This window comes from Cellulomonas cellasea, from assembly GCF_006538745.1.
Classification (GTDB): domain Bacteria; phylum Actinomycetota; class Actinomycetes; order Actinomycetales; family Cellulomonadaceae; genus Cellulomonas_A; species Cellulomonas_A cellasea.
This window is the reverse complement of the sequence record NZ_BJLR01000009.1, coordinates 281,560-305,494: the sequence shown is the minus strand read 5'-3', so window position 1 is coordinate 305,494 and position 23,935 is coordinate 281,560. Positions and strand designations below refer to the sequence as shown.

General features: G+C 74.9%; 21 protein-coding genes and 1 riboswitch. Of the genes, 14 read left to right on the top strand and 7 right to left on the bottom strand.

Annotated elements, in window-relative coordinates; translation table 11 throughout:
* Positions 1-18 precede the first annotated feature (18 nt).
* The 3 genes from CCE01nite_RS04660 to CCE01nite_RS04650 are packed head-to-tail and all read left to right on the top strand — an operon-like array spanning position 19 to position 3,022.
* Entirely contained in the window at positions 19-1,035 is a 1,017-nt protein-coding gene (locus CCE01nite_RS04660; protein WP_141372019.1) for an AAA family ATPase, read from the top strand.
* Positions 1,032-2,375, top strand: coding sequence for a DUF58 domain-containing protein (locus CCE01nite_RS04655; RefSeq protein ID WP_141372018.1), 1,344 nt, complete (start codon positions 1,032-1,034; stop codon positions 2,373-2,375). The genes CCE01nite_RS04660 and CCE01nite_RS04655 overlap by 4 nt, the downstream gene beginning before the upstream one ends.
* Positions 2,376-2,383: 8 nt before the next feature.
* A complete protein-coding gene (locus tag CCE01nite_RS04650) occupies positions 2,384-3,022 on the top strand; it encodes a hypothetical protein (protein ID WP_141372017.1) in 639 nt (212 codons plus the stop codon).
* A gap of 48 nt (positions 3,023-3,070) precedes the next feature.
* Here the strand turns inward: CCE01nite_RS04650 and CCE01nite_RS04645 are convergent, their stop codons facing one another.
* Both CCE01nite_RS04645 and CCE01nite_RS04640 read right to left on the bottom strand, forming a co-directional pair.
* Positions 3,071-3,409: a HepT-like ribonuclease domain-containing protein gene (locus tag CCE01nite_RS04645; protein WP_034635064.1), complete on the bottom strand. Its 339-nt coding sequence runs from the start codon at positions 3,407-3,409 to the stop codon at positions 3,071-3,073.
* On the bottom strand, positions 3,399-3,695 hold the full coding sequence (locus CCE01nite_RS04640; protein ID WP_052104490.1) for a nucleotidyltransferase family protein: 297 nt from the start codon (positions 3,693-3,695) through the stop codon (positions 3,399-3,401). The genes CCE01nite_RS04645 and CCE01nite_RS04640 overlap by 11 nt, the downstream gene beginning before the upstream one ends.
* Before the next feature lie 198 nt (positions 3,696-3,893).
* Between CCE01nite_RS04640 and CCE01nite_RS04635 the strand changes: the two genes are divergently transcribed.
* Together CCE01nite_RS04635 and CCE01nite_RS04630 are read left to right on the top strand one after the other, a co-directional pair.
* A complete protein-coding gene (locus tag CCE01nite_RS04635) occupies positions 3,894-5,072 on the top strand; it encodes a hypothetical protein (RefSeq protein WP_141372016.1) in 1,179 nt (392 codons plus the stop codon).
* A gap of 611 nt (positions 5,073-5,683) precedes the next feature.
* A complete protein-coding gene (locus tag CCE01nite_RS04630; RefSeq protein WP_141372015.1) occupies positions 5,684-8,017 on the top strand; it encodes a rhamnogalacturonan lyase family protein in 2,334 nt (777 codons plus the stop codon).
* Between the two features lie 70 nt (positions 8,018-8,087).
* On the opposite strand, the gene CCE01nite_RS04625 is transcribed toward CCE01nite_RS04630, so the two are convergent.
* The 3 genes from CCE01nite_RS04625 to CCE01nite_RS04615 are packed head-to-tail and all read right to left on the bottom strand — an operon-like array spanning position 8,088 to position 10,626.
* Entirely contained in the window at positions 8,088-9,125 is a 1,038-nt protein-coding gene (locus tag CCE01nite_RS04625) for a cation efflux transmembrane domain-containing protein (RefSeq protein WP_084142987.1), read from the bottom strand.
* On the bottom strand, positions 9,122-9,604 hold the full coding sequence (locus tag CCE01nite_RS04620; RefSeq protein ID WP_034635069.1) for a transporter substrate-binding domain-containing protein: 483 nt from the start codon (positions 9,602-9,604) through the stop codon (positions 9,122-9,124). The genes CCE01nite_RS04625 and CCE01nite_RS04620 overlap by 4 nt, the downstream gene beginning before the upstream one ends.
* A gap of 44 nt (positions 9,605-9,648) precedes the next feature.
* The gene (locus CCE01nite_RS04615) at positions 9,649-10,626 is read right to left on the bottom strand and encodes an EamA family transporter (RefSeq protein ID WP_211254612.1); all 978 of its coding nucleotides are present in this window, start codon (positions 10,624-10,626) and stop codon (positions 9,649-9,651) included.
* A gap of 118 nt (positions 10,627-10,744) precedes the next feature.
* On the opposite strand from CCE01nite_RS04615, the gene CCE01nite_RS04610 reads away from it, so the two are divergent.
* Together CCE01nite_RS04610 and CCE01nite_RS04605 are read left to right on the top strand one after the other, a co-directional pair.
* Positions 10,745-11,080 (top strand): hypothetical protein, encoded by a 336-nt coding sequence (locus CCE01nite_RS04610; protein ID WP_141372014.1) that lies wholly within the window; start codon positions 10,745-10,747, stop codon positions 11,078-11,080.
* A complete protein-coding gene (locus CCE01nite_RS04605) occupies positions 11,077-12,639 on the top strand; it encodes an alpha/beta hydrolase family protein (protein WP_141372013.1) in 1,563 nt (520 codons plus the stop codon). The genes CCE01nite_RS04610 and CCE01nite_RS04605 overlap by 4 nt, the downstream gene beginning before the upstream one ends.
* Before the next feature lie 3 nt (positions 12,640-12,642).
* Here CCE01nite_RS04605 and CCE01nite_RS04600 read toward each other — a convergent pair whose 3' ends face one another.
* Positions 12,643-13,023, bottom strand: a complete 381-nt coding sequence (locus CCE01nite_RS04600) for a phage holin family protein (protein ID WP_034634677.1) — start codon at positions 13,021-13,023, stop codon at positions 12,643-12,645.
* A gap of 83 nt (positions 13,024-13,106) precedes the next feature.
* Here CCE01nite_RS04600 and hisC point away from each other — a divergent pair, with 83 nt between their 5' ends.
* The 3 genes from hisC (at position 13,107) to CCE01nite_RS04585 (ending at position 15,671) form a co-directional block, all read left to right on the top strand.
* Entirely contained in the window at positions 13,107-14,183 is a 1,077-nt protein-coding gene (gene hisC, locus CCE01nite_RS04595) for a histidinol-phosphate transaminase (RefSeq protein ID WP_034634679.1), read from the top strand.
* Positions 14,184-14,258: 75 nt separating this feature from the next.
* Positions 14,259-14,915 carry a hypothetical protein gene (locus tag CCE01nite_RS04590; RefSeq protein WP_034634680.1) on the top strand — a complete coding sequence of 219 codons (657 nt, stop codon included), beginning with the start codon at positions 14,259-14,261 and terminating at the stop codon, positions 14,913-14,915.
* Positions 14,916-15,116: 201 nt separating this feature from the next.
* Positions 15,117-15,671, top strand: coding sequence for an isochorismatase family protein (locus tag CCE01nite_RS04585; RefSeq protein WP_034634682.1), 555 nt, complete (start codon positions 15,117-15,119; stop codon positions 15,669-15,671).
* Positions 15,672-15,788: 117 nt separating this feature from the next.
* Here the strand turns inward: CCE01nite_RS04585 and CCE01nite_RS04580 are convergent, their stop codons facing one another.
* On the bottom strand, positions 15,789-17,609 hold the full coding sequence (locus CCE01nite_RS04580; RefSeq protein ID WP_052104466.1) for a PKD domain-containing protein: 1,821 nt from the start codon (positions 17,607-17,609) through the stop codon (positions 15,789-15,791).
* 1,624 nt (positions 17,610-19,233) lie between these two features.
* A riboswitch (cyclic di-GMP riboswitch) is annotated at positions 19,234-19,308 on the bottom strand.
* A gap of 333 nt (positions 19,309-19,641) precedes the next feature.
* Between CCE01nite_RS04580 and pdhA the strand changes: the two genes are divergently transcribed.
* Genes pdhA through CCE01nite_RS04560 form a run of 4 tightly spaced genes read left to right on the top strand, consistent with a single transcriptional unit; the run spans position 19,642 to position 23,860 of the window.
* Entirely contained in the window at positions 19,642-20,781 is a 1,140-nt protein-coding gene (pdhA, locus tag CCE01nite_RS04575; RefSeq protein ID WP_034634685.1) for a pyruvate dehydrogenase (acetyl-transferring) E1 component subunit alpha, read from the top strand.
* Positions 20,778-21,791, top strand: a complete 1,014-nt coding sequence (locus CCE01nite_RS04570; protein ID WP_052104467.1) for an alpha-ketoacid dehydrogenase subunit beta — start codon at positions 20,778-20,780, stop codon at positions 21,789-21,791. Before pdhA ends, CCE01nite_RS04570 begins: the two co-directional genes overlap by 4 nt.
* A 27-nt stretch (positions 21,792-21,818) precedes the next feature.
* Positions 21,819-23,402, top strand: a complete 1,584-nt coding sequence (locus CCE01nite_RS04565; protein ID WP_141372012.1) for a dihydrolipoamide acetyltransferase family protein — start codon at positions 21,819-21,821, stop codon at positions 23,400-23,402.
* Positions 23,399-23,860, top strand: a complete 462-nt coding sequence (locus CCE01nite_RS04560; protein WP_034624788.1) for a GNAT family N-acetyltransferase — start codon at positions 23,399-23,401, stop codon at positions 23,858-23,860. Before CCE01nite_RS04565 ends, CCE01nite_RS04560 begins: the two co-directional genes overlap by 4 nt.
* Positions 23,861-23,935: the final 75 nt, after the last annotated feature.

Genomic DNA, 23,935 nt, shown 5'->3' with positions numbered 1-23,935 from the left:
CCCGACGTCGGAGGACCCATGACCACGCCCGCCCCGCTGTCCGTCACCGAGGTCGCCGCACGCAGCGACGCCGTCCTCGCGGAGGTCGGGACCGTCGTCGTCGGCATGCAGGACGCGCTGCGCACCGCGCTCGCGGCCGTCCTCGCGGGCGGCCACGTGCTGTTCGAGGACGTCCCCGGCCTCGGCAAGACGCTCGCGGCGCGCAGCCTCGCGAGCGCGCTCGGCCTCGACTTCCGGCGCGTGCAGTGCACGCCGGACCTGCTGCCGTCGGACATCACGGGGTCGAGCGTGTTCGACCCGGCGACGGCGTCGTTCGCGTTCCGGCCCGGGCCGGTGTTCGCGGGCCTGCTGCTCGCCGACGAGATCAACCGCACCGCGCCCAAGACGCAGTCGGCGCTGCTCGAGGCGATGGCCGAGCGGCAGGTCACCGTCGACGGCGAGACGTACCGGCTGCCCGAGCCGTTCCACGTCATGGCGACGTCCAACCCGGTCGAGTACGAGGGCACGTACCCGCTGCCCGAGGCGCAGCTCGACCGGTTCATGGTGCGCCTCGCGGTGGGCTACCCGGGGCGCGACGGCGAGACCGACGTGCTGCTGCGCCGGCTCGACCGCCGCCACGAGGCCGCGCCCGTGCGCACCGTCGTCGACGCCCCGACGCTGCTCGCGATGCAGGCCGGGGTCGAGGCCGTCCCGGTCGACGCCGACGTCGTGCGCTACTGCGTCGACCTCGCCGCGGCGACGCGCGAGCACGCCGCGGTCGAGGTCGGGGCGTCGCCGCGCGGCTCGCAGGCGCTGCTGCTCGTCGCGCGCGCGCTCGCGGTGCTGTCCGGCCGGGACTTCGTCGCGCCCGAGGACGTCAAGGCCGTCGCGGTGCCCGCGCTCGCGCACCGGCTGACCCTCACGCCGCAGACGTGGGCCGCCGGGGTGCAGCCGCAGGACGTCGTGCGGGACCTGCTCGACCGGGTCCCGGGGCCGACGACGGCGCGCGCGGGGGCGGGGGCGGGGGCGGTGCGCTCGGGCGTGGGGACGGCGTGAGCGAGCCGACCGGGTCCCGCCCTCGGGCGGCGGCGGACCCGCCCGCGCTCGACCCGTGGCCCCGCACGAGCGCGTGCGCCATCGCCCTGACCGCCGGGTTGCTCCTGCTGCTCGTCGGGGCGCTCGGCGGCCGGCCCGACGTGGCGCTGGTCGCCGCGGCACCGGTGGTGGGCGCGGCGTGGGACCTCGCGCGTCGGCCCGCGGGCTCCGTGCGCGCGAGCGTCCGGCCGGCCGACGAGGGGCAGACCGGCGGCGAGCTGCGTTCGGTGCTGCGCGTCGAGGGGCCGCCGGGGACCGACGCGGCGCTGCTGCGCGTGCGACGCCCGGGGTCGGGGACCGTCGAGGTGCTCGTCCGCGTGACCGGGACCCGCGAGCTCCCGGTCACGGTGCGCACGGTGCGGACCGGCCCGCAGGACCTCGTGCACGCCGACGTCCAGGCGCTCGGGGCCGGGCTCGCGACGATCGCCGAGCCGGTGCGCACCGAGCCGCACAGCGTGATGGTCCTGCCCGCGCCCCGACCGCTCGGCGCGCTCCCGCTGCCGTGGCGCCTGCGCGGGCTCACCGGGGCGCACGAGTCCCGGCGACCCGGCGACGGCGGCGGGCTCCGCGACGTGCACCCGTTCTCCGCGGGCGACCGGCTGCGGCGCATCGACTGGCGGGTCACCGCCCGGCGCGCGCCCGACCTGTCCGAGCTCTACGTCCGGCGCGCCTACGCGCTCGCCGACGCGGTCGTGGTGCTCGTGGTGGACTCGCGCGACGACGTCGGCCCCGACCCGGCGACGTGGGGCGGGATGCGTCCGGTGCGCCCCGAGGACGCCACGTCGCTCGACGTCGCGCGGGAGGCCGCCGCGTCCGTCGCGCAGCAGCTCGTGGCCGTGGGGGACCGGGTCGGGCTCGACGACCTCGGGGCCCGCCGCCGGCCCGTCGCACCGGGCGGGGGCCGGCGCCAGCTCGCGCGGATCGTGCACAGCCTCGCGCTCACGCGGCCCGAGGGGGAGGTGCGCACCCGGGTCCGCCCGCCGCAGCTGCCGTCGGGCGCGCTCGTCGTGGTGTTCTCCACGTTCCTCGACGACGACGCCGCGCAGGCCGCCGGGTCGTGGCGGCGCTCGGGGCACCGGGTCGTCGCCGTCGACGTGCTGCCGCGCGTGCGGGACACCACGCTGAGCGACCAGGAGCGCCTCGCGCTGCGGCTCGTCAGCATCGAGCGGGCCGACCGGCTCGCCGCGCTGACCGCCGCCGGCGTCGAGCTCGTGGCGTGGGCCACGGGCGACCCGTGGGTCGACCTCGGGCAGCTCGCCCGGCAGTCCCACCGGCGCCCGGGCGTGGGGGCCGGGCGGTGAGCCGGCTCGTGGAGACGCTGACGACCGGCTGGCGCCGACCCGTCACGCCGCGCGCCGGGCTGGCCGCGTGGCGCTCGTCGCGGCGCGAGCGCGTGCTCGTCGAGGTCGGGGCCACCGTGCCCGGGGGAGTGCTGCGCGGCGCGGTCGCGCTGCTCGGGGTGCTCGTGCTCCTCCTGTCGGGGCTCACCGACGTCGGGCCGGGCGGCTCGGGCGCGCTGCGTCCGCTCCTGCTCGCCGGCGGGGTCGCGGCCCTCGCTGTCGCGGTCGCGCGGCCGGGCGGCGTCGCGACGGGCGCGCTGCTCGTCGTCGTCGGCGTGCGGCTGCTGCAGGACGAGGTCGCGGTCGACCTGCGCACGTGCGGGCTCGTGCTCGTGGTCCACCTGCTCGTGCGGACCGCCGCGCTCGCCGCCCAGGCGCGCTGGGGCACCCGCGTCGAGGTGGCTCTCGTCGCCGCGGAGCTGCGCGCGCTCGCGGTGCTGCAGCTCGGGGCGCAGGCGCTCACGCTGACCGCGGCCGCGGTGCTCGCGTCGGGGGTCCCCGGAGCGGGCGCGTCGTGGTTCCGGCTCGGGGCCGTGCTCGCGGCGCTCGCGGCCGTCGCGGTGCTCGGGCTCGGGCGGTGGCGTCCGGCGGAGGCGGGCCCGACCTGAGCCGGCAAGCCGGCGAGTTCGCGGACCACCCGGTGACGCGGCGAGGCGTCAGGAGAGAGCGGCGAGGACAGCTCGGAGCTGGACGAGCAGGCCCGGCACCACATCGTGCGCGGTGGACACGAGTACGTCGGTGTCCGTCGACCAGTAGCCGTGCACGATCCGGTTGCGCAGGCCGGCTGCGCGGCGCCAGGGGATCTCCGGGTAGGTCACCCGTGTCTCCTCCGACACCTGGGTAGCGGCTTCGCCGAGCACGGTGAAGTTCCACAGCAAGGCGTCGCGGACCGTCGGGTCGTCGTCGACGGCCGCTGCGTCACGCCCGGCTGCGAGCGTGGCGATGCGCGTAGCCGCGTCGGTCATCTCGGCGACGAACAGCAGATCAGGCCGCATAGAGCGCCTGAGCCTCCGACTCGATCCGTTCCCGGAGCAAGGGGTGCACTCCACGGCGTGACACGAGGTCCACCGGTCGCCCGAGAATGACCGACATCTCCTCGGCCGCGTCCACGACCTCCCACGTGATGTGCCGGCCCGGGAGGAGGTCGTAGAGCACGTCAAGGTCCGATTCCGCGCGTTCCTCGCCCCGGGCCACCGACCCGAAGACCTCGAGCCGGGCGAAGCCGTACCGAGCGCACAGGTCGACCAGCTCGCGCCGCTGGCGCTCGTCGACGTGGATCATGCGGTCAGGGTAGCCGCAGCCCACGGATGACGGCAGGCAGGCGCGGAGGCGCGACCGGGTCGGGCAACGTGACAAGTCGTTGATCGACCCGGTCAATCGGACGTCCATGTCGCTGGCGTGGCGCCTGACCCGTCGGGCGTTCGGGCGCAATATCGTCGTGAGCACCCGGCGGGTCGAGGCTGAGTAGGAGTGGTGGCGGTGGAGGTCGAGATCTTCAGTGACCCTTTATGGGGCGTCGGCGGACAGCCTGGAGTCACCTCAGCGGACATACCGAAATTACCGCGCTACGACGAGCAACTTGTCAAGCCGGCGCTCCTCTTGGGTGATCACGTGACGCTTCGGACGTGGCGACTGGACCTGCGTTATGGTGAGGTGCTGGAAGGCAACATCGTAAAGTTCGGAGTACCCTTGTCGGCCAATGTTGGCGGGGTGGTGACGCGACATTCGCCGCATGAGATGCAGTTGCTCGGCATCGATGAAGGCCTATACTTCAGGCTGAAGAGTGCTTGGAATCGGCACCTTGAGGCGGGAGCGCCGACTTTCGATCCGGATTTGCTGGACGATGGGGCGGTTCGAGAGTGTGCCGTGCTCAAGCACGGGTTCCATCGGCGTCAGTTCATGGGACTCGATTCGCCGGCGTTGCGTGCGGTTTCCGATCGGGGGCTTCTCGCGGTTGAGCCGTGGGACGACCGGGAAGCCTCATCCTGGATTCAGGCGGACTGGGATCACCACCACACGTCCTTCGATCACGGTTGGTCGCGCATGGAAGCGGCGCTGGAGTCGAGCAGCGGCGCGCTCTTGCTGGATGAGGGCGTTGGGGAGCGGCTCGTCGCGACGGAGTTGAGCACTGACTACCCATCCGTTCAGACACTCAACAATGCCGTCGAGCTGCTCAGGATGATCGACGGTCTCTCGGACGCGACGCTCGACGAGGTCGTGGACATCAGGGCAGATCTTGCCCCATACCTGATCCCGTTTCGCGGTTTCGTGCTTCAACGCAGCGCAGCGATCGATCTCGACCCGGGCGCACCGATTGCGGAGAAGCGGCGTCAGGTTGCACTGGCGTGGGAATCGGAAGTCGCGCCTGCGGTCCGCGAACTCGAACATCACGTGAATTCAAGCAAGTTTCTGTCCACGCTCGCGAAAACGGCTGGCGACGGCCCGGAAGCGGCGATCGGCATCGGGTTAGGCCTGGCGACGGCATTAGGTTCGGGCGCGATCGGAGTTACCGCGCTGGCTGGTGTGGGTGTCGCGGCCTTGCCGACGCTCATCAAAGCGGCTGGGCGGACTCTTGATGCGCGAAGGCAGGTTCGCCGCGACGGTGCGTACCTAATCTACGACGTGAAGCGCCGCCTCCGGAGGAGGCGGCGCTCTTGACGTGAAGTAGCAACGTAACTCGGCGCCATCCAGGCTCGATGAGGTGAGGCGTCCATCCGATAGCGGAGCCCACGCCCGTAGCGCCTGGGGGTCAACCGCCGCGCCGGACACAGTGGCTTGGACCCTGGTGCGGAGCACCGTCGCAGACCACAGGCGGACTGGCGGTTGACGCGCGGGCGCGCAGGGCCAGGCTCGGCTGTCGGATGGAGGCCGGAGGCGAGGGGCAAGCTCGACGCCCGCCCGCCCGCCCGGCCCGCCGGCTCGATACACCTGGTCGGCAAGCGACGCCGGTCCACCGATCCGATCCGATCCGATCCGCCAGGCCCAGGGCCCCGGGCTGTGGCGAGCGCCGGTGAAGCGTGCCGCTGGACCCTCTGCGTGGCCTCTCGTCTCCAGCCCGACGGCGAGAACACTCTCATCCGGAACCGTCCCCGGCCGTCCCCGGGGTCGCCTAACGTCGCCGTGCACCGTCCTTCTGCATCGTCGTACAACGACGCACCCGCAGCCCGCGGGGACGTCGGCGCCGCGGAGGTGACCCGTCCCCGGTGCGCGCCGACACCGGCACCCGCACGGCCGTGCCCCCGCCCGGCCGACGGCCTGGAGGAGAACCCATGTCCCTGACGCACCTGCCACACCAGGCACGGCGACGACGCCGTCCCCTGTCGAGGGCCCTGCCCGTCGCCCTCGCCGCCGCGCTCGTCGCTGGCGCGCTCGCCCCGCTCGCCGCCGCCGCCCCCGCGGCCGCCGCGGGAAGCCCGAAGCAGCTCGAGAACCTCGGCCGCGGCGCCGTGAGCGTCCGCTCCGGCAGCGGCACCCTCGTGACCTGGCGCCTGCTCGGCACCGACCCGAAGGACGTCGCGTTCCACGTCTACCGCGACGGCACGCGGGTCACGTCGTCCCCGGTCACGGGCGCGACGAACTACCTGCACGCCGGCTCGACGGGCGGCACCTACACCGTCCGCGCGGTCGTGAACGGCGCCGAGCAGGCGGCCTCGACGGCGCTCGACTTCGGCCCCGGCTACCGCGACGTGAGGATCAGCCCGCCGGGGTCGCAGTACGCCGCGAACGACGCCTCGGTCGGCGACCTCGACGGGGACGGCGACCTCGACATCGTGCTCAAGTGGGACCCGGCGAACGCGAAGGACAACTCGCAGTCCGGCGTCACGGACCCGGTCTACGTCGACGGGTACACGCTCGAGGGCACGCGCCTGTGGCGGATCAACCTGGGCAAGAACATCCGGGCGGGTGCGCACTACACGCAGTTCCAGGTGTGGGACTACGACGGCGACGGCCGCGCCGAGGTGGTCATGAAGACGGCCGACGGCACGGTCGACGGCAAGGGCACGACGATCGGCAGCGCGTCGGCCGACCACCGGAACTCCGGCGGCTACGTCCTCACCGGCCCCGAGTACCTCACCGTCTTCGACGGCCGCACCGGCGCCGCCCGGGCCACCGCGAGCTACGAGCCGCCGCGCGGCACCGTCTCGTCGTGGGGCGACTCGTACGGCAACCGCGTCGACCGCTTCCTCGCGGCGACCGCCTACCTCGACGGCACCCGGCCCTCGATCGTGATGGCCCGCGGGTACTACACGCGCTCGGTGCTCGTGGCGTGGGACTTCCGCGACGGGAAGCTCACGAAGCGGTGGACGTTCGACTCGAACGCCCACAGCGGGTACGCCGGCCAGGGCAACCACAACCTCTCGGTCGCGGACGTCGACGCCGACGGGCGCGACGAGATCGTCTACGGCGCGATGGCGGTCGACGACACCGGCAAGCCGCTGTGGAACACGAGGATGGGCCACGGCGACGCGATGCACGTCGGCGACCTCGACCCGTCGCGCCCGGGCCTCGAGCTGTTCAAGGTCGACGAGGACAAGGTCAAGCCCGGCTCCTTCCTGGCCGACGCGCGCACCGGACAGGTCCTGTGGCAGACCCCGAGCGGCACCGACAACGGCCGCGGCGTCTCCGCGGACGTCTGGGCGGGCAGCCCGGGCGCCGAGTCGTGGTCGTCGGCCGTGAGCCAGCTGAAGAACACGAAGGGCGTGGACGTCGGCCGTAAGCCGTCGGCGCACAACTTCCTCGCGTGGTGGGACGGCGACGCGGTCCGGGAGCTCGTCGACGGCACGCGCGTCGACAAGTACACGCCGACCGGCGACACCCGCCTGCTCACCGCGTCGGGCGTGCACTCCAACAACTCCACGAAGCAGACGCCCTCGCTCTCGGGCGACATCCTCGGCGACTGGCGCGAGGAGATCATCTGGCCGACGACCGACAACACGGCGCTGCGGATCTACACGACGTCGGCGCCGACCGACCTGCGCATCCCGACGCTGCTGCACGACCTGCATTACCGCGAGGCGCTGGCCTGGCAGAACACCGCGTACAACCAGCCGCCGCACCCGTCGTTCTTCCTCGGCGACAGGATGGCCCCCGCGCCGTGGCCGAACATCACGGTCCCGGGCGGGACGACGCCCCCGGTGGCCCCGGTACCGGCCCCGACGCCGACGGCGGCACCGACGACGGCTCCGACCGCCGCCCCGAGCCCGGCCCCGACCGGGACGGTCCAGCTCGTCGGCGTGCAGTCGGGCCGCTGCCTCGACGTCGCGGGGAACTCCGCCGCGCACGGCACGGGCGTCCAGGTGTGGGACTGCAGCGGCGCCGCGAACCAGGCGTGGACGTTCACGGCCGCGGGCGAGCTCCGCACGTTCGGCGGGACGATGTGCCTCGACGCCAAGGACGGCGGCACGACCGCGGGCACCGCGCTCGTCATCTGGGGCTGCAGCGGAGCGGCGAACCAGAAGTTCGTGCGGGGCGCGAACGGCTCGGTCGTGGCGCAGCAGTCGGGCCTGTGCCTCGACGTCAACGCCAAGGGCACCGCGAACGGCACGCGCGTCGTGCTGTGGACGTGCAACGCGGGGACCAACCAGCAGTGGACGACGCGCTGACGCGCTGAACCCGACCCGGAGGGCGTGCGGCCACGGCTGCGCGCCCTCCGGCCGTTCCGGGGTGGTGCGCCTACCGCGAGCGGTCCGGCGCGTCCCAGCCCTTCGGCGAGCCCGCCGGCGCGTCGTCGTCCTGGGCGGCCCCCAGCCCGGGCAGGAACCGCGCGGGCAGGTCCTCGACGGGCACGACGACCATGTCCTGCACCTTCCAGTCGAGCCGGATCGCGCGCTCCCGGGCCTCGCGCAGCTCGGCGAGCGTCACCTGGTGGCCCTCGACGGGCACGACGAACGACTCGACGTGGAACACGTGCCCCTCGTCGCGCACGCGCGAGCCGACCTCGTCGACCCAGGGGAGGGAGCCGAGCGCCGCGTCGACCTGGCCCATCAGCGGGTGCTCGTCCTTGCCGTCGACCGTCATCGCGCGGGAGTCCATGAGTGCCGCGACGGCGACCCGCATGTTCCGCACCCCGTCGTGCAGGATGCTGCCCGAGATGAACAGGGCCGCGACCGCGTCGGCCCACCACAGCCCGACCCCGATGCCGAGGATCCCGACGATCCCCCCCGCGGCGGTCATCCAGTCGGCCTTGTTCATGTCCGCGTCGGCGAACAGCACGCGGTCGTGCAGCTTCTCCGCGAGCGGCAGCTTGGCCCGGCCGAGCAGCACCGGCGGGATCCCGGTGTAGACCATCGCCGCGATCATGAGCCAGCCCGACCACACCGGCTGACCGAGGACGACCATCGTGCCGACCGGCGGGTGCTCGGCCTTGAGCAGCCCCGACCCCGAGTCCCACACGAGGAACGCGCCCATCGTGACGAGCGCCGTCGACGCGACGACGTGCCCGACGCCGACCGCCCGGTGGAAGCCGTAGGGGTGCGTGTCGCTCGGCGGCCGGCTCGCGAGGTGCGTCGCGACGAGGAACGAGATCGGCGGGATGAACGAGAGCAGGTCCTCGGCCCACGCCGCCTTCATCGCCTGCGAGCTGCCCATCGTCACGTACACGACCGTCACGGCGGTCACGAGGAAGCCGATCGTCAGCCATGCGAGCCGCACGGCCCGGCGCAGCGCCCGCTCCTGCTCGTCGGGGAGCTCGGTGTGCCCGAAGCGCGTCATGGCTGCTGCACCTCCTGGTCGAGCAGGAACCGCTCGAGCGCGGTCATGAGCGCGTTCTCCCCGGACGGGACGGCCATCACGTGCAGCTCCTTCTCGCCCTCCGGCCCGGTCGTCGTCAGGTAGGGGTAGGTCAGCGCCACCTTGTCGGCCCAGGGGGACGTCGCGGTGAGGCCGCCGACGAGGACGTCGAGCTCGCCGCGCTCCATCTCGGCGACGAGCTCCTCCTCGCCCGCGACCGTCCACTCGACCTGCGCGTCGAGCGTCTCGGCGAAGTCCTCGACGAGGTCGACCTCGGCGCCGCTCGGCGCACCGGCCTCGGCGTCGGTCCACGGCGGGTTGACCGACGCGCCCGCGCGCACGACGCCGCCGCGCAGCTCGTCGAGCGTCCCGTCGGGGTCGGTCGGGATGGTCACGGAGCAGCCCCCGAGCACGATCCCGAGCCCGACGGCGACCGCGGCGGCGGCGAAGTTCCTGGTCACAGCCCCATCCAACCTCGGCCCCAGGTTTCCGCACGTCGAGCGCGTCAGGGGACGACGTGCTCCGGCAGCACCGTGCCGTCCTCGCGCGCGTCCGCCTCGACCGCCCGCGGGCGCGCCGTCTCGGCCAGGACGATTCCCCCGAGCACGACCGCGCCGCCGAGGAGCTGGACCGCCGTCATCGCCTCGCCGAGCACGAGCCACGCCGCCGCCGACGCCGCCACGGGCTCGGTCATCCCGAGCAGCCCGGCCCGCGCCGCGCCGAGCATGCGGATGCCCCACAGGAAGAGCAGGTACGGCGTGACGGTGCCGAGCAGCACGATCCACGCGACGAGCAGCCACATCGGCGGCTCGGCGCCCGCGAGCGGACCGGGCAGCGCGACGGCCTCGCCGAGCGTCCCGACGGGGAACGTCCACAGCGGCTGCAGCACGATCCAGAACAGCGCCGCGAACCCCATCGACCACGCGTGCGTCGAGAGCGGGTCGCGCTTCGACAGCAGGCGCTCGCCGAGCAGGTAGTAGCACGCGAGGGACACCGCGGCGCCGACGGCGGCGAGCAGCCCGAGCACGTCGAGCACGACGCCGTCGCCGACCTGCGCGACGAGCGCGAGCCCGCCCAGGCACGCCGCGAGCGCCCACCACACGCGCGCCCGCACCTGCTCGTGCAGCACGAACCGCGCCCACAGCGCGACGAGCAGGGGAGCGGTGTACTCGATGAGCAGCGCGAGCCCGACGGGCAGCCGGGAGATCGCCACGAGGTAGAACCACTGCACGAGCGCCACGCCGACGACGCCGAGCACCGCCATGACCGCGAGCTCCCGGCCGCGCAGCCGCAGCGACCCGCGCGAGAGGAGCAGCGCCGCGGCGACGAGCACGACCGCGGAGCCGAGCGACCGGATCTCGACGAGCCGCGTCGGGCTGAGGCCGGCCTGCATGGCGATCTTGGCGACGGTGCCGTTGACCGCGAAGAGCAACGAGCCGACGACGACGGCGAGGACGCCGAGCGGCGCCGAGGGACGGGACACCGGCCGAGGGTAACCGGGGAGCGCGTCAGCCACCCCCAGCCTTTCCGCGCGGCGATCCCTCGCGGTCGGCGGGAGGGGGAGCGGGAGCGTCCGGCCGCGTCGACCTAGCGTCCCGCGCATGGCAGAGGCATGGGGCGGGAGCGGGTGGAGCGGCGGGCCGCCGGCCGGGTGGACCGGCGGCGGAGCGGGGGCCGTCGCGCCGTTCGTGGCGCGCGCGGCCGGGACGGTGCACGACGCCGCGCGCCGGCTCGTCGCCGCGCAGCACGTCGACTGGGTCTCGGACGCCGCGACGCGGTACCGCGAGGCGCTCGACGAGGCCCACCGCCAGGTGCTCGCGACCGCCGCGCTCGTCGAGGCCGCGCTCGAGGACGTCCGGGCGGCCGACCGCGCGGCGGCGCTGCACGCGATCGGGCTCGCGCGGGCCGCGGCCGGTGTGCCCGGCGGGGCGTCGTGACCGTCGCGGAGCGGGGCGCGCGGGCGCCCGGCTGCGCGGCGGACCCTGCCGGCATCCGCGTCTCGGGCGGCCGCGGCGGGACGGCGGCCCGGCTCGAGGACCTGCGGCGCGCCGCGCTCGAGCTCCGGGCCGCGGCCGACCTGCTCGACGACGCCACCGCGACCCTCGCGACCGCCGAGCGCGTGACCTGGGCGGGTGCCGACGCGCTCACGGCGGGCCAGCACGCCCGCGTGGCGCTCGCACCGCTGCGGCGCGGACCGACGACCACGGCGGCGACGGCCGTCCGCGTGCGGGACCTCGCCCGAGCGCTCGACCGGACCGCCGAGACGTACGCCGCCGCGGAGCACGGCGCCGAGCGCCTCGTGCGGGGGCTCACCGCGGTGGGGGCGACGCTCCTGGCCGAGACCCCGCTGCGGTTCCTCGCCGGTCACGTGGTCGTCGGCGGCCTCGCCGGCGGGCTGCTCCTCGAGGGTGCGGTGCACCGGGCGACGGGACGGTGGGTCGGGCCCGCCGACCTCGTGCGCTCGGGCGCGGCGGAGGCGATGCTCCACGGCGCCGCGACGTTCCTGCGGGCGCTGCAGCCGGGTCTGCAGCTCCCGGTCCGGGCACCCGTCGGCGAGGCGGTCGCCCCGCTGGCCCGCCACCTCGGCACCGGGGAGGTGCGCGTCAGGCCCCTCCTCCCGTCGCTCGCGCAGCGGCTCGGCGTCGCGCCCGCGCCGCCACCGATCGTCGTGCCCCTGGTCGGTGCCGGGCTCCCCACCGCCCACGCCGCTCCCCGCAGCATCGGCGCGGTGCTGCGGGACGTGGACACCGGCTACGACGGCGCGCTCGGCACCGTCGCGGTCACCCGGCTCGACCACCCCGACGGCACGCGGTCCTGGGTCGTCGCGATCCCCGGGACGGAGGACCACCGGCTTGTGACGTCCAACCCGCTCAACCACCCGTCGAACCTCCGGCTCATGGCGGAGCAGGCTGCCGCGTCCGCGGCGCTCGTCGCCCGCGCGCTCGCCCAGGCCGGCGTGCGTCCCGGCGAGCCCGTGATGCTCGCGGGGCACAGTCAGGGCGGGATGGCGGCGATGCAGGTCGCGGCCGACCCGGCCGTGCGGTCGCGCTACAGCATCACGCACGTCCTGACCGCCGGGTCTCCGATCGCGGGGATGGCCGTACCCCCCGACGTGCGGGTGCTGAGCATCGAGCACACCACCGACCCCGTGCCGATCACCGACGGGGCACCGAACCCGGACGCGCCCCACCGCACCACGGTGCGTGTCGAGCTCGCGCAGTCACCCGACGTCGACGACCGCCTCGCGGCGCGAGGGGTCATGGACGCGCACGGGAGCGAGGTGTACGTCCGGTCGGCGGAGCGGATCGCGGAGCGGGCGTCCGCCCACCCGTCGCTGCAGGACTGGGACGCGTCGGCCCGCGCGCAGATCTACGGCGCGGGAGCGACGACGGCGACCACCACCGAGTACCAGGGGACGAACGTGCTGCACCGTGACCCGGAACCGCCTGCCGACGCCCGGCGTCGAGCGGCCCCCGCCGGGGCGAGTGGTCCGTGAGCGTCAGTCCCGGCTCTTCGGCACCACGACGCTGAGCACGAAGCTCACGACCGCGATGACGAGCGCCCCGATCAGGGCGGTCCAGAAGTCGTCGATCCGCAGGCCCCAGTCGGCGCGCTCCGTGATCCACGCCGTGAGCATGAGCATCAGGGCGTTGACCACGAGCGTGAAGAGCCCGAGCGTCAGGATGTAGAGCGGGAAGGACAGGAACGCCACGAGCGGCTTCACGACCGCGTTGACGATCCCGAAGATCAGGGCCACGAGCAGGACGATCCCCGCGCGCTCGGCGGTGCTGTCACCTCCGACGACCGTCAGCCCGGACAGCACGAGCGTCGCGAGCCAGATCGCGACGCCGTTGATGAGGACCCGCAGCACGAAACCCATGGTCGCGATCCTGCCACCGCGTGCGGGGGCGCAGGACGGTAACCCGGCCGGGCCTGCACGGAGGTGCGTCGGCGCCTGCTGGCATGCTGGGCACCGTGACCCAGGTCCCGCTCCGTCCCGCCGTCGCCCACCTCCCCGCGTACGTCCCCGGTGCGCGCGTGCCGGTCGGCGCGGCCGCGTTCAAGCTCTCGTCCAACGAGAACCCGTTCCCGCCGCTCGCGTCGGTCGTCGCCGCGATCTGCGACGCCGCGCAGGACGTCAACCGGTACCCCGACATGTACGCGACCGAGCTCACCGAGGCCATCGCCGCCGACCTGGGCGTCGACCCCGCCCAGGTCGTCACGGGCACCGGCTCGGTCGCGGTGCTCAACCACGTCCTCAACGCCGTCGTGAACGCGAAGGACGAGGTCGTCTACCCGTGGCGGTCGTTCGAGGCGTACCCGATCGCCGTCGCGCTCGCGCACGCCGAGGGAGTCCCGGTCCCCGTGCGCGCCGACGGCCGGCTCGACCTGCCCGCGATGGCCGCGGCCGTCACGCCGCGCACCCGCGCCGTCCTCGTCTGCACCCCGAACAACCCGACGGGCCCGGCGGTGCGCGCCGACGAGCTCAGGCACCTGCTCGAGCAGGTCCCGGGCAACGTGCTCGTCGTGCTCGACGAGGCCTACGTCGAGTTCGTGCGCGACCCCGACGTGCCCGACGCGCTCGCGGTCCTCGCGAAGCACCCGAACGTCGTGGTGCTGCGCACGTTCTCCAAGGCGTACGGGCTCGCGGGCCTGCGCGTCGGGTTCGCCGTCGCGCGCCCCCGGCTCGCCGCGGGCATCCGGGCCGCGTCGACGCCGTTCGGGGTGTCCCACGTCGGGCAGATGGCGGCGCTCGCGTCGCTGCGCGCGAAGGACGAGCTCCTGGAGCGCGTCGAGACCGTCGTGCAGGAGCGTGCCCGCATGCTCGCCGGCCTGCGCGTGCAGGGCTGGACCGTCCCCGACAGCGAGGCGAACTTCGTGTGGCTGCCGCTCGGGGAGCGCGCTGCGGCGTTCGCGCAGGAGGCGACGCGGGCCGGCGTGCTCGTGCGGCCCTTCGCGGGCGACGGGGTGCGGGTCAGCGTCGGCGAGCCCGAGGCGACCGCGGTGCTGCTCGAGGTCACGGAGTCGTTCCGGCGCTGACGGCCCCCGGACGGCCCTCCGACGGCCCCCGGACGGCCGATGTGGTCGCCGCCGACCCGTCCCTACGCTGGGGCGGTGGAGGCTGAGTACGCGCTGGGGACGCTCCCGCGCGCGCTCCGCGTCCGGCTCGCGCTCGTCTCGACGGCCGGCGGGCTGCTCGTGCTCCTCCTCGCGGCCGTCGGCACGGCGCTGGCGATGCGGCTGCGGCCGGGCGGGTCCCTGGCCGCGACCGTCCTCGTGGTGGCGGCTGCGCTCGCGGCCGTGGCGATCGTCGGCCGGCAGACGCTGACGCCCCACGAGCGGCACCTCGTCCGCGAGTCGAGGCGACGCGTGCTCGGCCCGCTCGACGCGGCCGGCCGGTCTCCCGAGCTGCGGGTCGCCCTGCGTCCGGGCCCGATCAACCGGCGCCGGCTGCGGCAGGCGCCGCCCGAGCTGGTGTGCCTGACGGCCGACGCGCAGGGATTGCGGGTGCCCGGCTGGCTGCTCGAGGGGCGCCCGCGAGGGCTCGGGCCGACGGACTCGGTGCTGCTGCCGTGGCACGCGGTGCGGCGCTGGCGGGTGCGGGCGGACAGCGAGGGGCCGGACCTGTGGGTCGTCGACTGCGTGCGGGTGCCCGGCGCTCCCGCGCGGTGGCGCGTGCGCCGGCCGGAGATCACCGACGAGGTGGCCGTGCTCGACTTCGCGCGGGCGTTCGGGCAGGTCACGGTCGAGCTCGAGACGTCGGTGGGCTGACCGGAGTCCGCGGGGGAGGGGTGGACGGAGCGGCGTGCTTCCACCGCAGGAGGCGCGCGCTCCTGGTCGGAGCCGATCCCGGACCGGACCGGACCCTGGTGCGCCGGACGGCGCCGGCCTGGCACGGACCGGGGCGGGGGCGTGTCGGTGGCCGGTCCTACCGTGGGGGGGCGACCACAGGCGCGCGTCCGAGGAGATGCCATGACCACGTTCACCGACCGGCCGGGCACCGCCCTGGTCGTCATCGACGTCCAGAAGGGCGTCGTCGCGGAGGCGCACGAGCGCGACGCGGTCGTCGGGCGGATCGCCACGCTCGTCGACAAGGCCCGTGACGAGGGCGTCCCCGTCGTCTGGGTCCAGCACTCCGACGAGGAGCTGGCCCTCGGGAGCGAGTCCTGGGAGTACGTGCCGGAGCTCGTGCGCGACGAGGCGGAGCCGCTCGTGCACAAGCTCTACGGCGACTCGTTCGAGGGCACGCAGCTCGAGGAGGTGCTCGCCGCCGCGCGCGTCGGGCGGCTCGTCGTCGCGGGTGCGCAGACCGACGCCTGCATCCGCTCGACCATCCACGGGGCGCTCACCCGCGGGTACGACGTGACGCTCGTCGGCGACGCGCACACGACCGACGACCAGAGCGAGTGGGGTGCGCCGCCGCCCGCGCAGGTCATCGCGCACACCAACCTGTACTGGCGCTTCCAGTCGGCCCCCGGGCGCTCGGGCGGGGTCGTCGACACGGCGGACGTCACCTTCGCGGGCTGACGCCGCCGCGCCGCGCCGCGGACGGGGCCCGACGACGGCCGGCTGACGGGCGTCGCGCCGACGCCGCGCCCGAGGCTCGGGTGTGCCCGCGGCGGTCGCTCCGCCGCGCCGGTCGCGTCAGGGCGCCGTCCGGAACGTCTTCGTCGGGCCGACGAGCGTGCCGTGCTCGTTCGTCGCGACGACCCGGAACCAGTACGTCGTCCCGCGCGCGAGCCCGGTCAGCGGGTACCGCAGCGTCTTCTCGTACGTGAGCGCTGTGAGCTCCTGCGTCGGCGTGACCTGACCGAGCGCCGCGGTCGGGCCCCACTCGAGGTACGCGGAGGTCGCGGCCCGGTGCGGGTGCACGCCGGCGTACGGCTCGGCCGACCCGGTCGTGATCAGCGTCGCGCCCGCCCACGTGGTCGTCGGGGGTCCCGCGGTGTACGTCGTCAGGTCCAGCACCGTCGTGCCCACGGCGGTCGTCACGGTCAGGCGCCAGTAGTACGTCGTGCCCGGCTGCAGGTTCGCGACCGTGACGGCGACGTTCGTCTTGGTGACCACGGCGGCGAGGTCCATCACGGGGCTCGTGCTGCCGTAGGCGGTCGTCGGGCCCCACTCCATCTGGGCGTGCCCGACGATCCCGCCGGTCTCGACCCAGGCGTTGAGCTCGAGCGAGGTCGTCGTGACGTTCCGGACCGCGGTCGACGCCTTCGGTGCGGCCGCCGACGTGATCGTGTGCCGGTCGACGTTCGTCGTGCCCGCGGCGTCCGTCACCGTCAGGACGGCCCGGAACGACCCGGCGGCGTAGGTGTGCGGGACGGCCGCGGGCGGCTGACCCGCACCGCTCGTCGACGTGCCGTCCCCGAAGTCGAGGGTCCAGCGCGTCACGCCGGTCCCGTTCGCGTGCCCGCTCCCGGTGCTGCGCGACGCGTCGAACGTCACCGTCAGCGGCGACGGGCCGGTCACCGCCGACGGCTCGAGCCACGCGGAGGCCCGCCCGTGCGCCGAGGGGCGCGCGCCCGCGTCGACGAAGCCTGCGACGGACCGCGGCGAGGACGTGATCCACCAGTCGCAGGTGCCGGTCGTGTTGAACACCGCGACCGCCTTGACCTCGGGCCACGAGGCGAGCGTCGACATGGTCTCCCGGTACCAGGCCGCCTTGCGCTCGGGGTCCAGGGCGTCCTCGAACGAGTTCCACTCGGCGAGCATGAGCGGCTTGCCGTGCGCGACGCCCCACGTGCGGAACGGGGTCGCGATCTCGGCCATCGTGCGCCACCGCTGCGGGACGTTCGCCGCGCAGCCGTTCCAGTTGTACGGGTCGAGCGCCGCCCAGTCGACGACGTCGTCCCCGGGGTAGAGGGCGTCGGCGCCGACCTTCGTCGGGGTCGTCGGCGGGTTGTTGAACGCCGCCGGTGTCATGACCCACGTCCACGCGACGTTCGTCACGCCCTCGGTGCGGAACACCTCGACGTAGTGCCGGTACGCGGCGCGGTAGTCGGCCGGCGAGCCGTACTCGGGGGAGTAGTCGGGCTCGTGGTGGAAGACGAGGAACAGCGGGACCTCGAGCGACCGGACCCCGGCCGCCTGCTCGCGGATCCGCGCGTCGTGCACGCCGCTCGCGACCTCGGCCCACGGCAGCTTCGAGCCGTCGCGGAGCTTGGGCAGGATCGACAGGACCGGGGTGCGGCCGCGCTCGACCGACTGCCGCACCGACACCGGGGGCATGGGGTCGTCCCAGATGGCATACCAGCGGTGCAGGTCGAGCTTGCGGCCGATCGTGCTCTCGAGGTCGCGCAGCGCGGTGTCGGCGTCCGGCGCGTCACGCGTCCCCGCGAACGCGCCGAACAGCAGGCCCTCCGCGGGCGTGAGCTGCTGCGACGCGGTCAGGACCGGGGCCGGGGTGGGGGTCAGCGCCGGGCCGGTGCTCGGGGTCGGGGCGGGCTCCGTGGGCGGCGGCACGGGTGCGGGCGTCGGGGTGGGGCTGGTGGTCGCGGTGGGCGTGGGCGTGGCCGACGGGGTCGGCGTCTGTGTGGGCGTGGGGGAGGCGGTGGCCGACGCGGTAGGTGTCGGTGTCGCGGTGAGCTTGGGGGTGGCTGACGGGGTCGGGGTCGCCGTGGGAGTCGACGTGGCGGTCGGCCTCGGGGTGCTCGTCGGGGTGGTCGTCGGGGACGGGCTGGCCGTCGGGTTCGCGGTCGTCGCCGGGGTGGGGGTGGCGGTCGGGGAGGCCGTCGGCGTCGCGGTGGCGGTCGGGCTGGGACTCGCCGAGGGGCTCGGGCTCGCCGACGGGCTCGGGCTGGGTGACGGGCTGGGGCTGGGTGACGGGCTGGGGCTGGGTGACGGGCTGGGGCTGGGGCTGGGTGACGGGCTCGGGCTGGGGCTGGGCGCCGGGTTCGGGCTCGCCGACGGGCTCGGGCTCGCCGACGGGCTCGGGTTCGCCGTGGGCGTCGCGGTCGTGGACGGCCTCGGGGTGGCCGACGCCGTGGAGGTCGGCGTGGCGGTCGGCTGGGGGCCGGCCGTCGGTGTCGCCGAGATGGACGGCGTCGCCGTCGGGGCGGCCGTGGGCGTCACCGTCGGCCTCGGGGTGGTCGTCGGCGTGGGCGTCGCCGACGGGGACGTGGTCGCGGAGGCGGTCGGCTTCGCGGTGGCGGTCGGGCCGGGGGTCGCCGACGGGCTGGTCGCGGGCGTCGGGGTGGACGACTGCGTCGGGGTCGCGGTCGGCTTGATGACGGGCGCCGACGTCGGGGCTGCCGTGGGGGTTGCCGTCGGCTTCGGGCTGGTCGTCGGTGTGGGGCCGGCAGACGGTGTCGGGGTGGCCGACGGGGTGGGCGTGACCGACGGCGTCGGTGTGGCGGACGGCGTCGGGGTCGGGCGGGGCTTGGCGGTGGGGGTCGGGCGCGTGACCGAGCTCGTCGGCGGGATCGCCTGGCGGAGGTCGGCGGTCCGCGGGCTCACCCGGGTGCGGCCCTCGAGCGAGACGAGCGACGGGTCGGGGCCGCCGACCGGTCGGACGGTCGTGCGGACGAGGTCCGCGGCGCGGGGGACTCCGGCGGCTGGGACGCCGAGGGCCGTCGACCCCGTGACGGTGGGCGAGAGCGCCGCCAGCGCCGACGGGAGCGACGCGGCGGACGTCGCAGGCGCGCCGCCAGGCGCGCCCGGGCCCGACGACACCGCGTGGAGCAGCGAGGCGGCGTCGGCCGGAGGCTCGATCGCGTCCGGCACCTGGCCACCGGTGAGCGGGTCGGGGAGCGCACCCGTGAGCCGGGTGCTGATTGCGGCATCACCGAGTGCGCCAGCCGTCCGGGCCGACCGTGACGCCGTGCCCGCCGGGGACGCCCCGGTGGTCGCGGTGGTCGCGGTGGCTGCAGCGACGCCGTCCGGGTGCCCGGCGGCGGGTGCGGACGTCAGGGCGGTCGCGACGAGCGCCGGGGCCAGCAGGAGGGTCGCGAGCGCGCGCAGGGCTCGACGGGCGGGCGTCCGGACGCTCGACCGGGCGGTGAGCGCGTCGGGCGCGGCGCGTCCGGGTGTGCGCGGTCGACGTGCCGACGGCGAGCCGGCAGGGCTGATGTGCACGTGTGCTCCGTGGTTCGGTGGCCTGGCTGACCGCGGGGGTCCCATGGCTTTGCGTCCCCGCCTCGCGACGGGTTTGCCTTTGTCGTCCGCCCGCGCGCCGGTGGGGCGCACGGGATCCTGCACCTTCGTCATCGGCTCGGGTGGGCGGCTCGTGAGCGCACCCGGGGGAGACGCACGTCTCGTGCGGGGTGAGATCGCGTGGGAACGAGAGAGGCGGGCCCGCGCTCCGGATCTCCGGTGGCACGTGCCCGCCTCTTCGCTGTGCGGGCCGGCACCCCGGGGTGTGGGATACCGACAAACCGGCACGGCGACGGTTGTCGAGGGGTCCCCCGCCAACCTACGGTTACGTAGCCTACGCTGACGTAGGTTGCTACGACCAGCGCTCGTGCCCCCGTCTCGCCCCGCACGAAGGAGTCACCGCGTGAGCCCGAACGGCCCTCTGACGGATGACGGACTCGTCCAGCTGCTGACCCCCACCGGGGCGCGCGTCCACGACACGACCTACGACCCCCTCGTCGCGCACGTCACGCCCGAGGACCTGCGCGGCATGTACCGCGACATGGTGCTCGTGCGGCGGTTCGACTCGGAGGCGACCGCGCTGCAGCGCCAGGGCGAGCTCGGCCTGTGGGCCCAGAGCCTCGGGCAGGAAGCCGCGCAGGTCGGCTCGGGCCGCGCGCTGCGCCCGCAGGACTACGTGTTCCCGTCGTACCGCGAGCACGGCGTCGCGCACGTGCGGGGCCTGGACCTGACGGACATCCTGCGGCAGTTCCGCGGCATCGACCACGGCGGCTGGGACACCGAGGCGCACAACTTCCACCTGTACACGCTGGTCATCGGCTCGCACACCCTGCACGCGACCGGGTACGCGATGGGCGTCCAGCGCGACGGCGCGGTCGGTACCGGCGACCCCGAGCGCGACACCGCCGTCGTCACCTACTTCGGGGACGGCGCGACCGCGCAGGGCGACGTCAACGAGGCGCTCGTGTTCGCCGCGGTCAACAACGCGCCGCTCGTGCTGTTCTGCCAGAACAACCAGTGGGCCATCTCGGAGCCGACGACGCACCAGGCGCGCGTCCCGATCGCCGACCGCGGCAAGGGGTTCGGGGTGCCGAGCGTGCGGGTCGACGGCAACGACGTGCTCGCGTCGTACGCGGTGACCCTGCAGGCGCTCGAGCGCGCCCGGTCCGGCGGCGGCCCGACCCTCGTCGAGGCGTTCACGTACCGGATGGGCGCGCACACGACGTCCGACGACCCGACCCGGTACCGCTCCGCCGCGGAGGAGGAGTACTGGCGCCAGCGCGACCCGATCGACCGCCTGCGCCTGCACCTGACCGCGATCGACGAGCTCCCGCAGGAGTTCCTCGACGAGGTCGACGCCGAGGCCGCCGCGCTCGGCGAGCACGTCCGGCGCACGGTGCACGGGTTCACGGCGCCGCCGACGTCGAGCATGTTCGAGCACGTGTACTCGACCCCGCACGCCGTCGTCGACGCCGAGCGTGCGTGGTTCGAGGGGTACGAGGCGTCGTTCGTGACCGGTGCGGCCGAGGGGAGCGCGCGATGAGCGCCGACGTCCAGAAGATCTCGCTCGCGAAGGCGATCAACGTCGGGCTGCGCCGCGCGCTCGAGCAGGACCCCAAGGTGCTGCTCATGGGCGAGGACATCGGGGCGCTCGGGGGCGTGTTCCGGGTGACCGACGGGCTGCAGAAGGACTTCGGCAAGGACCGGGTCGTCGACACCCCGCTCGCGGAGTCCGGGATCGTCGGCACGGCGATCGGGCTCGCGCTGCGCGGCTACCGCCCGGTGTGCGAGATCCAGTTCGACGGGTTCATCTTCCCGGCGTTCGACCAGATCACGACGCAGCTCGCGAAGATGCACTACCGCTCGCGCGGCCGGCTGAACCTGCCCGTCGTCATCCGCGTGCCGTACGGCGGCGGGATCGGTGCGATCGAGCACCACAGCGAGTCGCCCGAGGCGCTGTTCGCGCACACCGCCGGGCTCCGGGTCGTCAGCCCGTCGAACCCGGCGGACGCGTTCACGATGATCCAGCAGGCCATCGCGTCGCCCGACCCGGTGCTGTTCTTCGAGCCGAAGGGCCGGTACTGGGACAAGGCCGAGGTCGACCTCGCCGCCGGGGTGGCAGCGCCGCACGACGCGTCGGCGCCCACCGGCCTGGACCGCGCGCAGGTCGTGCGGACCGGGACGGACGTGACGCTCGTCGCCTACGGGCCGACGGTCGCCGTCGCGCTCAAGGCCGCCGCCGCGGCGCAGGCCGAGGGCACGAGCGTCGAGGTCGTGGACCTGCGCACGATCTCCCCGCTCGACACCGCGACCGTCGTCGAGTCGGTCCGCCGGACCCGGCGCTGCGTCGTCGTGCACGAGGCGCCGACGCTCTACGGCAGCGGCGCCGAGGTCGCGGCGCGGGTCACCGAGGAGTGCTTCTACCACCTCGAGGCGCCCGTGCTCCGGGTCGGGGGCTTCCACAGCCCGTACCCGGTGTCGAAGCTCGAGCACGAGTACCTGCCCGGGCTCGATCGCGTGCTCGACGCCGTCGACCGCACCCTCGCGTTCTGACCGCCCGGCGTCCCTGAGGAGACCGACGTGCCCACGCACCAGACGTTCCACCTGCCCGACGCCGGCGAGGGCCTGACCGAGGCCGAGATCGTCGAGTGGCACGTCGCCGTCGGCGACACCGTCGAGCTCAACCAGACGATCGTCGAGATCGAGACCGCGAAGTCCCTGGTCGAGCTGCCGAGCCCCTACGCGGGCGTGGTCGTCGACATCCTCGTGCAGCCCGGGACGACCGTGGACGTCGGGGCGCCGATCATCGTCGTCGACGTCGACCCGTCGGGTGCTGCGGCGCCCGCGCCGGTCCCGGCCGACGACGCCGGGGCCGCGGCCGCCGGTGCCGACGCCGCCGCGCCCGAGGGCAAGCAGGCCGTGCTCGTCGGCTACGGCGTCGCGGATGCGTCGAGCGCCCGCCGCCCACGCGTCGCGCAGGGTGCCGCCCGCCCGACGGACGGTCCCCGTGCGACGGCCGCGGCGCCGGCCGCCCCGGCGGCTCCGGTGGCCGCAGCCGCTCCCGCTCCCGCCGCCGCTCCCGCCGCCTCGCCTGCGGCGACCTCGGCGTCGGCCGCGTCGTCGGCCCCCACCCCTGCTCCCGCGGCGCCCCCCGCGTCCGCGCAGCGCCCGGCACCGGCCGCGCCGACCCGCACCGCGCCGGTCGCCCCCGCCCCCACGGCACCGAACGGCGCGACCGCCGCCCGGGTCGCCGCGTCCGAGCGTGCCCTCGCCAAGCCGCCCGTCCGCAAGCTCGCGCGCGACCTCGGGATCGACCTCGGCTCGGTCAACCCGACGGGACCGGGCGGCATCGTCACGCGCGAGGACGTCGTCGCCTACCAGGCGAGCGCCCAGCCGCAGGCTCTCGCGACGTACGCCGGCGACGACGCGCCGTGGCTCGCGCAGGGCACCGTCTCGCACGACGGCCGCCAGACGCGCGTGCCGGTCAAGTCGGTGCGCAAGCGGACCGCCGAGGCGATGGTGGCGAGCGCGTTCACGGCGCCGCACGTCACGGTGTTCCACACGGTCGACGTCACGCGCACCATGAAGCTCGTCGCCCGCCTGCGCGAGGACCGCGAGTTCACCGACGTGCGCGTCACGCCGCTGCTCGTCGCGGCGAAGGCCCTGATCCTGGCGGTCGACCGGCACCCCGAGATCAACGCGAGCTGGGACGACGCGGCGCAGGAGATCGTCTACAAGCACTACGTGCACCTCGGCATCGCCGCTGCGACGCCGCGCGGGCTCGTGGTGCCGAACATCAAGGACGCGCACCGCATGGGGCTCAAGGAGCTCGCCGTCGGGATCGCCGAGCTCACCGCGACCGCGCGCGCCGGGAAGACCACCCCGTCGGACATGAGCGACGGGACGATCACGATCACGAACGTCGGGGTCTTCGGGATCGACACCGGCACCCCGATCCTCAACCCGGGCGAGGCGGCGATACTGGCGTTCGGTGCGATCCGCGAGCAGCCGTGGGTGCACAAGGGCAAGATCCGCGTCCGGCACGTCACGCAGCTCGCCCTGAGCTTCGACCACCGGCTCGTCGACGGCGGGCTCGGTGCGCGCGTGCTCTCGGACGTCGCGAAGGTGCTCGAGGACCCGGCGCAGGGGCTCGTGTGGGGATGAGCACGTGGACGGTCCGCCGGGTGACGCCGGCCGACGAGCAGGCGTGGCGCGCGCTGTACCGCGCGTACCGGGAGTTCTATGAGATGCCCGACGACGAGTCCGCGCTCGACACCGTGTGGTCCTGGGCGCTGGACCCGGCGCACGAGGTCGAGGCCTGGGTCGCCGCCGACACCGACGACCGGCTCGGCGGGCTCGCGCACGTGCGCCGGTTCGCCCGGCCGCTCGCCGCGTCCACCGGGCTCTACCTCGACGACCTCGTCACGCACCCGGACCGCCGGCGCGAGGGCGTCGGCACCGCGATCCTCGAGCACGTGCAGCGGTACGCCGCCGCGGAGGGGCTCACGGTCGTGCGCTGGATCACCGCCGCCGACAACGCACGGGCCCGCGCGCTGTACGACCAGCACGCGACGGCGACGCCGTGGGTCACGTACGACCTGGCGCCTGGCGTCGAAGCCTGAGCGGGGGCGCCCGGCGCCTGCGAGTGGGGGCACCCGGGCCCGCGAGGCGGCGGTGGCTCCGAGCGGGTCGCGCGT

Excerpts from the sequence above, each read along its gene's own strand:
- CCE01nite_RS04660 (WP_141372019.1), top strand. The coding sequence starts at position 19 with ATGACCACGCCCGCCCCGCTGTCCGTCACCGAGGTCGCCGCACGCAGC.
- CCE01nite_RS04645 (WP_034635064.1), bottom strand. The coding sequence starts at position 3,409 with ATGCGGCCTGATCTGCTGTTCGTCGCCGAGATGACCGACGCGGCTACG.
- CCE01nite_RS04640 (WP_052104490.1), bottom strand. The coding sequence starts at position 3,695 with ATGATCCACGTCGACGAGCGCCAGCGGCGCGAGCTGGTCGACCTGTGC.
- CCE01nite_RS04630 (WP_141372015.1), top strand. The coding sequence starts at position 5,684 with ATGTCCCTGACGCACCTGCCACACCAGGCACGGCGACGACGCCGTCCC.
- CCE01nite_RS04625 (WP_084142987.1), bottom strand. The coding sequence starts at position 9,125 with ATGACGCGCTTCGGGCACACCGAGCTCCCCGACGAGCAGGAGCGGGCG.
- CCE01nite_RS04610 (WP_141372014.1), top strand. The coding sequence starts at position 10,745 with ATGGCAGAGGCATGGGGCGGGAGCGGGTGGAGCGGCGGGCCGCCGGCC.
- CCE01nite_RS04600 (WP_034634677.1), bottom strand. The coding sequence starts at position 13,023 with ATGGGTTTCGTGCTGCGGGTCCTCATCAACGGCGTCGCGATCTGGCTC.
- hisC (WP_034634679.1), top strand. The coding sequence starts at position 13,107 with ATGCTGGGCACCGTGACCCAGGTCCCGCTCCGTCCCGCCGTCGCCCAC.
- CCE01nite_RS04585 (WP_034634682.1), top strand. The coding sequence starts at position 15,117 with ATGACCACGTTCACCGACCGGCCGGGCACCGCCCTGGTCGTCATCGAC.
- CCE01nite_RS04570 (WP_052104467.1), top strand. The coding sequence starts at position 20,778 with ATGAGCGCCGACGTCCAGAAGATCTCGCTCGCGAAGGCGATCAACGTC.
- CCE01nite_RS04560 (WP_034624788.1), top strand. The coding sequence starts at position 23,399 with ATGAGCACGTGGACGGTCCGCCGGGTGACGCCGGCCGACGAGCAGGCG.